The organism is Acidimicrobiales bacterium, assembly GCA_035630295.1.
Lineage (GTDB): Bacteria > Actinomycetota > Acidimicrobiia > Acidimicrobiales > Iamiaceae > Iamia.
The window spans coordinates 1-7,942 of record DASQKY010000014.1 but is presented as its reverse complement, the minus strand read 5'-3'; the positions used below and the strand labels follow the sequence as shown (position 1 = coordinate 7,942).

6 protein-coding genes are annotated in these 7,942 nt (G+C 69.8%); all 6 read right to left on the bottom strand.

Going from position 1 to position 7,942, the window contains the following annotated elements; all coding sequences use genetic code 11:
- The coding region (locus VEW93_03950; GenBank protein ID HYI60940.1) for a GTP-binding protein at window positions 1–139 on the bottom strand (139 nt) is incomplete at its 3' end.
- Window positions 140–228: 89 nt separating this feature from the next.
- Entirely contained in the window at window positions 229–2,310 is a 2,082-nt protein-coding gene (gene fusA / locus VEW93_03945) for an elongation factor G (protein ID HYI60939.1), read from the bottom strand.
- A 168-nt stretch (window positions 2,311–2,478) separates the two neighbouring features.
- On the bottom strand, window positions 2,479–2,952 hold the full coding sequence (rpsG, locus tag VEW93_03940) for a 30S ribosomal protein S7 (protein HYI60938.1): 474 nt from the start codon (window positions 2,950–2,952) through the stop codon (window positions 2,479–2,481).
- Window position 2,953: 1 nt separating this feature from the next.
- Window positions 2,954–3,325: a 30S ribosomal protein S12 gene (rpsL, locus tag VEW93_03935; GenBank protein ID HYI60937.1), complete on the bottom strand. Its 372-nt coding sequence runs from the start codon at window positions 3,323–3,325 to the stop codon at window positions 2,954–2,956.
- A gap of 112 nt (window positions 3,326–3,437) precedes the next feature.
- Window positions 3,438–4,205, bottom strand: coding sequence for a TetR/AcrR family transcriptional regulator (locus tag VEW93_03930; protein HYI60936.1), 768 nt, complete (start codon window positions 4,203–4,205; stop codon window positions 3,438–3,440).
- Between the two features lie 160 nt (window positions 4,206–4,365).
- Window positions 4,366–7,942: DNA-directed RNA polymerase subunit beta' (rpoC, locus tag VEW93_03925; GenBank protein ID HYI60935.1), on the bottom strand; the 3,577-nt coding region annotated here is incomplete at its 5' end.

The window sequence follows — 7,942 nt, the reverse complement described above, 5'->3', positions numbered from 1 at the left end:
GCGTGAACGCCGTCGTCGGATCCGCATCGTGCAACGTCTTCGTGATCGCAGCCGTGAGCGTCGTCTTCCCATGGTCGATGTGACCCATCGTCCCGATGTTCAGATGCGGCTTGTTCCGCTCGAACTTCTCCTTGGCCATGGTGCTGCTTCCTCTGTCTTCTGGTTGGACGGTGGCCGGCGGGACCGGCTCGACTCGGTGGGTTGGGTGGGACTGGCGAACGGAGGGGGCTACTCGCCCCGGATGCGCTTGACGATCTCTTCCTGGATCGACGCAGGCGTCTGCTGGTACGAGTCGAACTGCATCGTGTACGTGGCTCGACCTTGGGTCCGCGAACGCAGGTCGGTAGCGTAACCGAACATCTCGGACAGGGGCACCGTCGCCCGGACGACCTGGCTGTTGCCCCGCTGCTCCATGCCGCCGACCTTGCCCCGGCGGGACGACAGGTCGCCGATGACGTCGCCCATGTAGTCGTCGGGGGTGACGACCTCGACCGACATGATCGGCTCCAGCAGGACCGGCTTGGCCTTGCGGGCGGCCTCGCGGAAGCCCATGGTGCCGGCGATCTTGAACGCCATCTCCGAGGAATCGACGTCGTGGGCCGAGCCGTCGATCAGGCGGGCCCGGAGGTCCACGGTGGGGAACCCGGCCAGGACGCCGGTGGTCATGGCCGCCTGGATGCCGGCATCGACCGAGGGGATGAACTCCTTCGGGATGCGCCCGCCGGTGATCTTGTCCTCGAACTCGTAGCCCCCACCGGGGCCGGTGGGCTCCAGCTCGATCACGATGTGGGCGAACTGGCCGGTGCCACCGGTCTGCTTGACGTGCCGGTAGACCACCTTCCCGGTCTCCCCGGTGATCGTCTCCCGGTAGGCCACCTGCGGCTTGCCCACGGTGGCATCGACGTTGAACTCACGGAGCATGCGGTCGACCAGCACCTCGAGGTGCAGCTCGCCCATGCCGGAGATGACCGTCTCGTTGGTCTCCTCGTCGGTGCGGACCTGGAAGGTGGGGTCCTCCTCGGCCAGGGAGTAGAGGGCCTTGCCCATCTTGTCCTGGTCCGCCTTGGTCTTGGGCTCCACGGCCACGTGGATCACCGGCTCGGGGAACTCGAGCTTCTCGAGCACGACCCCGGCCTTCTCCTCGCACAGCGTGTCGCCGGTGCGGGTGTCCTTGAACCCGATGCCGGCCACGATGTCGCCCACGCCCACGCTGTCGATGTCCTCGCGGTTGTTGGCGTGCATGAGCAGCAGCCGGCCCACCCGCTCCTTCTTGGAGGTGCGGGAGTTCAGGACGGTGCCGCCCTTGTCGAGGGTGCCCGAGTAGACGCGGAAGTAGGTGAGCTTGCCGTGGGGGTCGGCCACGATCTTGAAGGCCAGGGCGGCGAAGGGCTCCTTGGCGTCGGGCTTGCGCTCGACCTCCTCGTTGCCCTTGAGCGTGGTGCCCTGGACCGGGGGCGTCTCCAGCGGCGACGGCAGGTAGTCGACCACCGCGTCGAGCAGGAGCTGCACGCCCTTGTTCTTGAAGGCCGAGCCCAGCAGCACGGGGACCAGGCCGTCGTGGATGGTGGCCTGGCGGATGGCGGCCCGGATCTCGGCCGGCGTCACCTCCTGGTCCTCGATCATCTTCTCGAGGATGCCGTCGTCGTACTGGGAGACGACGTCGAGCAGCTTCTCGCGGTACTCGTCGGCCTGGGCCTGCAGCTCGGCCGGGATGTCGGTGACGTCGAACTTGGCCCCCAGCTCCTCGTCGTGCCAGACGACGGCCTTCATCTCCACCAGGTCGACCACCCCGGCGAAGTTGCCCTCGGCCCCGATGGGGATCTGGGTGACGGCGATGGTGGCGCCCAGCCGGTCGACGATGGAGTCGACGGCCTTGAAGAAGTCGGCGCCCAGCCGGTCCATCTTGTTGACGAAGCACATGCGGGGCACGTGGTACTTGTCGGCCTGCTTCCACACCGTCTCGGTCTGGGGCTCGACGCCGGCCACGCCGTCGAACACGGCCACCGCGCCGTCCAGCACCCGCAGCGAGCGCTCCACCTCGACGGTGAAGTCCACGTGGCCGGGGGTGTCGATGATGTTGATGCGGTGGTCGCGCCAGAAGGTGGTGGTGGCGGCGGAGGTGATGGTGATCCCCCGCTCCTGCTCCTGGGCCATGTGGTCCATGACCGCAGCCCCCTCGTGCACCTCACCGATCTTGTAGCTCTTGCCGGTGTAGTAGAGGATCCGCTCGGTGGTCGTGGTCTTGCCCGCGTCGATGTGGGCCATGATCCCGATGTTGCGGTAGCGCTCGAGGGGGGCGGTCTTGGCCATCGTCTCGTCTCGTCGTCTGTCCGTGGGCGGATCGTGGGTGTGCGGTTCGGGGGCCCGGCCAGGCCGTCCTCGGGAGGGGAGGTCGGCGGCCTGACATGCGACGACCGGGCGGCGGCACGAGGCCGGGCCCGGTCGGTCACGGGCCGGGGTGGACCCCGGTGGCGGGGCCTACCAGCGGTAGTGGGCGAACGCCTTGTTGGCCTCGGCCATCTTGTGCATGTCCTCGCGACGCTTCACCGCGGCACCGATGCCGTTGGAGGCGTCCAGGATCTCGTTGGCCAGGCGCTCGGCCATGGTCTTCTCACGGCGCTGGCGGGCGTAGCCCACCAGCCACCGCACGGCCAGGGTGGTGGAACGGCGGGGGCGGACGTCGACCGGCACCTGGTAGGTGGCGCCGCCGACCCGGCGGCTCTTGACCTCCAGGGCGGGCTTGACGTTCTCGATGGCCCGCTTGAGGGCCCCGATCACGTCGTCGGTGCCGGAGCGCTCCTGCACGATCTCGAGGGCCTGGTAGACGATCCGCTCGGCCAGGGAGCGCTTGCCGCGCTGCATGACCTTGTTCACCAGCTGGGTGACGAGCACCGAGTGGTGCACCGGGTCCGGAGCGAGCTCCCGGCGGGGAGCGGGTCCCTTGCGAGGCATGTCAGCCTTCCTTCTTGGCGCCGTAGAGGCTGCGGGCCTGCTTGCGGTCCTTCACGCCGGAGGCGTCGAGGGTGCCGCGGACGATCTTGTAGCGGACGCCGGGAAGGTCACGGACCCGGCCGCCGCGCACGAGCACCATGGAGTGCTCCTGCAGGTTGTGGCCCTCACCGGGGATGTAGGCGGTGATCTCCATGCCGCTGGTGAGCCGGACACGGGCCACCTTGCGGAGGGCGGAGTTCGGCTTCTTGGGGGTGAAGGTGTAGACGCGCGTGCAGACACCACGGCGCTGGGGGGCGCCCTTGAGGGCGGGGGTCTTCCCCTTCGCCGGCTTGCTCTGCCGTCCCTTGCGGACCAGCTGCTGGATGGTGGGCACGAAGCGACCTCTCGGAGATGCGGGACTCGACCCCGGGCGCGATCCGCCGCAGGGCCGGTCGGTCATGCTAAAGGCGCACGTCGGGCCGCATCAACTCGGTGCCGCGGGCGCCTCACCCCTGGTCGGGGAGGAGGGGGGCCAACGGGCCGGTGGCGGCCAGGTCCCGGACGTGGGCCAGGGCCGCGTCGTAGGCCGCGCCGGCCATGCCCCACCCCCGCAGCATGTCCCGCCAGGCGGTGCGGGCCAGGCGGTGGTGGTCGAAGGCCTCGGCGTCGATGTGGGCCACGTGGCTGGTCAGGAGGACCCCGAGCAGGGCGGCGGCGCCGATCAGCACCCGGTCCATGGGCGGGCCGTCGTCGACGGCGCCGGTGGTGGCGGCCACCTCCACCGCCTCCCGGCCCATGGCCAACAGGACCAGGGTGGGGCCCAGCACCCGGTCCAGCTCGTCGGCCGGCACCACCACGGTGCGCTCGGCCAGCACCGAGAACAGCATGTGGGACTCCTCGGGCAGGGTGTCCCAGCAGGCCACCACGAACTCGCCGAACAGCACCAGGTCGGCGGCCGCCCGCTCGGTGGCGTCCCACCCGGCGGCCGCCATCACCGTGGCGCTGCGGTCCCGGACGGCCTCGAAGGACCGGGCGATGCGCCGGACCGAGTGGTCCTGGAGGTCGGCCACCAGCACCCCCTTGGAGGGGAAGTGGGTGTACACGGTGCCGATGGAGCAGCCCACCTGGTCGGCCACCCCCTGCATGGTCAGCCCGGGGATGCCGTCGCGGGCCACGATGCCCATGGCCGCGTCGATCAGCGCGGCACGTCGGGCCAGGCGCCGTGCCTCCCGGCGATCTCCCCCGGCGGCCCGGGTCGGGCTCACCACCGTCATCGGCGACAGCCTAGGCGGCCCCGGCCCCGCCCGCCCCCGGGCCGGAGCCGGGCGCGGGGAGGGCGCCCCGCGGGGCGCCCTCTCCGGTAGCTCGATGGCTGGCCTGGGCCAGCCGATGGTGCCTGCCGGTTCCCGTCCGGGCGGGGTCCGGCGGGCGCCCTCAGCCGGCCAGGCCGTCGGAGGGGGCGTCGGCCCCGGTGACGGCGGCCACGTCGGGCACGTCGACCAGGCCGGCGCTGGAGGTGTCACCCTCCAGCGAGCCCCGCAGGTTGGCCAGGTACTGGGCGGCGTCGAAGCCCTCGTCGGCGAAGTCCTCGCCGCCGTCGGAGGAGTAGAACGCCATCGGCTCGTACTCGGGGGCGTGGGTGGTCACGTCCTTGTACTCGCTCAGGCCGGTGCCGGCCGGGATGAGCTTGCCGATGATGATGTTCTCCTTCAGGCCCAGCAGCGAGTCCGACTTGGACTCGATGGCGGCCTCGGTGAGCACCCGGGTCGTCTCCTGGAAGGAGGCGGCCGACAGCCACGAGTCGGTCGACAGCGAGGCCTTGGTGATGCCCATGATCTCGTCACGGGCCTCGGCCGGCGTCCGGCTCTCCTCCACCAGCACCCGGTTGGTGTCGCGGAAGGTCTTCCGGTCGGTCCGCTCGTCGGGCAGGAAGTCCGACTCGCCGGGGTCCGAGACGGCCACCCGCCGGGTCATCTGCCGCACGATGAGCTCGATGTGCTTGTCGTGGATGGACACGCCCTGGTCCCGGTACACCTTCTGGACCTGCTCGACCAGGTAGCTCTGCGTCTCCCGCAGGCCCTTGATCTCCAGCAGCTCCTTGGGGTCGCGGGGCCCGGGGACGATGGCGTCGCCGGCGGTGACCTCCTGGCCCTCCTCCACGTCCAGCCGGGACTGGATGGGGATGGTGTGGACCTCCTCGTTGCCGTCGTCGCCGACCACGGTCACGACCCGGCCCTTGCCCTCGTCGTCGGAGATCCGGATCACGCCGGACGTCCGGACCAGGGTGGCCTTGCCCTTGGGGCTGCGGGCCTCGAACAGCTCCACCACGCGGGGGAGGCCGCCGGCGATGTCGCCGCCGCCGGTGGCGACGCCGCCGGTGTGGAAGGTCCGCATGGTCAGCTGGGTGCCGGGCTCGCCGATGGACTGGGCGGCGATGACGCCCACCGCCTCGCCCAGCTCGATGCCCCGGCCGGTGGCCAGGGAGCGGCCGTAGCAGCGGGCGCACACGCCCAGCTCGGCGTTGCAGGTCAGCGGCGACCGCACCCGGACCCGGGTGACGGTGTCGTCGTCGCGGACCTTGACCATGAGGGCCTCGTCCACCGGGGTGTCGGCCTCGACCGAGGTGCCGTCGGCGAACTTCACCCCCACGGCCAGGCAGCGGCCGAAGAGCTTGGTCTCCAGGTAGGTGCGCTTGGCCGCGGTGTCGGCCCCGGTGTCCTCGATCCAGGTGCCGAGCACGGGGCCGGTGCCGTGGCGGCAGTCGTCCTCGCGGATGATGAGCTCCTGGGCCACGTCGACCAGGCGCCGGGTCAGGTAGCCCGAGTCGGCGGTGCGGAGGGCGGTGTCGACCAGGCCCTTGCGGGCGCCGGGGGTGGCGATGAAGTACTCCAACATCGCCAAGCCCTCGCGGAAGTTGGACTTGATCGGGCGGGGGATCATGTCACCGCGGGGGTTGGCCACCAGGCCACGCATGCCGGCGATCTGGCGGACCTGCATCATGTTCCCGCGGGCGCCCGAGCCGACCATCATCTCGATGGGGTTGAACTGCTCGGCCCGCAGGCCGACCTCCATGTCGGCCCGCACCTTGTCGGTGGCCGCGGTCCAGATCTCCACTTCCTTCTGGCGCCGCTCACCGTCGGTGATGATGCCCTTGCGGAACTGGGCCTCGACCTTCTGGGCCCGCTCCTCGTGGGCCTCCAGGATCCCCGCCTTGGACTCCGGCGTCTTCACGTCGTCGACCGAGATGGTGATGCCCGACTTCGAGGCGAAGCGGTAGCAGAGGTTCTTGATGGCGTCGAGGCTGCTGGCCACCACGGCCTTGGGGTACTCGTGGGCCAGGGTGTCCACGATGCGGCCCATGACCTTCTTGTCGACCCGCTCGTTGACGAACTCGAAGCCGTCGGGCAGCGTGTCGTTGAAGATGAGTCGGCCCGGCGTGGTCTCCAGGTCGGTGCGCTGGCCCTCGTCGTCGGTGGACCGGAAGGTGATGGTGGCGTGCAGGCTGACGTGGCCGTCCTCGTACGCCCGCTCCACCTCGTGGAGGTGGCGGAACACGTGGCCCTCGCCGGCGGCCCCCTCGACCTGCTCGGTCAGGTAGTAGCCACCGATGATGAGGTCCTGGGTCGGGGTGACCAGCGGCCGGCCGTGGGCCGGCGACAGCACGTTGTTGGCCGAGAGCATCAGCACCCGGGCCTCGGCCTGGGCCTCGGCCGAGAGCGGCAGGTGGACGGCCATCTGGTCGCCGTCGAAGTCGGCGTTGAAGGCGGTGCACACCAGCGGGTGGATCTGGATGGCCTTGCCCTCGACCAGCACCGGCTCGAAGGCCTGGATGCCCAGGCGGTGCAGGGTGGGGGCCCGGTTCAGCATCACCGGGTGCTCCTTGATGGCCTCCTCCAGCACGTCCCACACCTGGGGGCGCCGGCGCTCGACCATGCGCTTGGCCGACTTGATGTTCTGGGCCAGCTCGGCGTCCACCAGCTTCTTCATGACGAAGGGCTTGAACAGCTCCAGGGCCATGATCTTGGGCAGGCCGCACTGGTGCAGCTTCAATGTCGGGCCGGCCACGATGACCGAGCGGCCCGAGTAGTCGACGCGCTTGCCGAGCAGGTTCTGGCGGAACCGGCCCTGCTTGCCCTTCAGCATGTCCGACAGCGACTTGAGCGGACAGTTGCCCGGCCCGGTGTCCGGGCGGCCGCGGCGATCGTTGTCGAACAACGCGTCGACGGCCTCCTGGAGCATCCGCTTCTCGTTGTTGACGATGATCTCGGGAGCCCCGAGGCTGAGCAGACGACCGAGACGGTTGTTGCGGTTGATCACCCGGCGGTACAGGTCGTTGAGGTCCGATGTGGCGAAGCGGCCACCATCGAGCTGCACCATCGGGCGCAGCTCGGGCGGGATCACCGGCACGACGTCGAGGATCATCGCCTTGGGGTCGTTGCTGCGGCGGCCGTGGTCGTCACGACGGTTGAACGACGCGACGATCTTGAGCCGCTTGATGGCCTTCTGCTTGCGCTGCGCGCTGAGCGGTTTGCGACCCGAGTCGCCGGGATCGATGGCTCCGCGGAGCTTGATCTCCTCCTCGTCGAAGTCGATCCGATCGATGAGCTGCTTGATGGCGTCGGCGCCGGTGCCGCCCTCGAAGTAGTCGCCGTACTTCTCGCGCAGCTCGCGCCACAGCATCTCGTCGTCGATGATCTTGCGCGAATGCAGGTCCTTGAACTCGTCCCAGGTGCGAGCGACGAGATCGAGCTCGACGTCGTAGCGCTCGCGGAGCGCCTCGATGTCGCGGTCGGCCACCTTGCGAACGCTCGTCAGCGTCTTGGTGTCGCCGCCCTCGCCCTCGACTCGGGTGGCCTCTTCCTCGAGCTCCTTGAAGCGGCGGTCGATCGCCAACTCCTTTTCCTTCTCGATGGCGTCGCGCTCTTCGAGGTATTCGTTCTCCAACGTCTGGAGGTCCTCGTGACGCTTGTCGACGTCGACCCAGGTGACGAGGTTGGCGGCGAAGTAGATG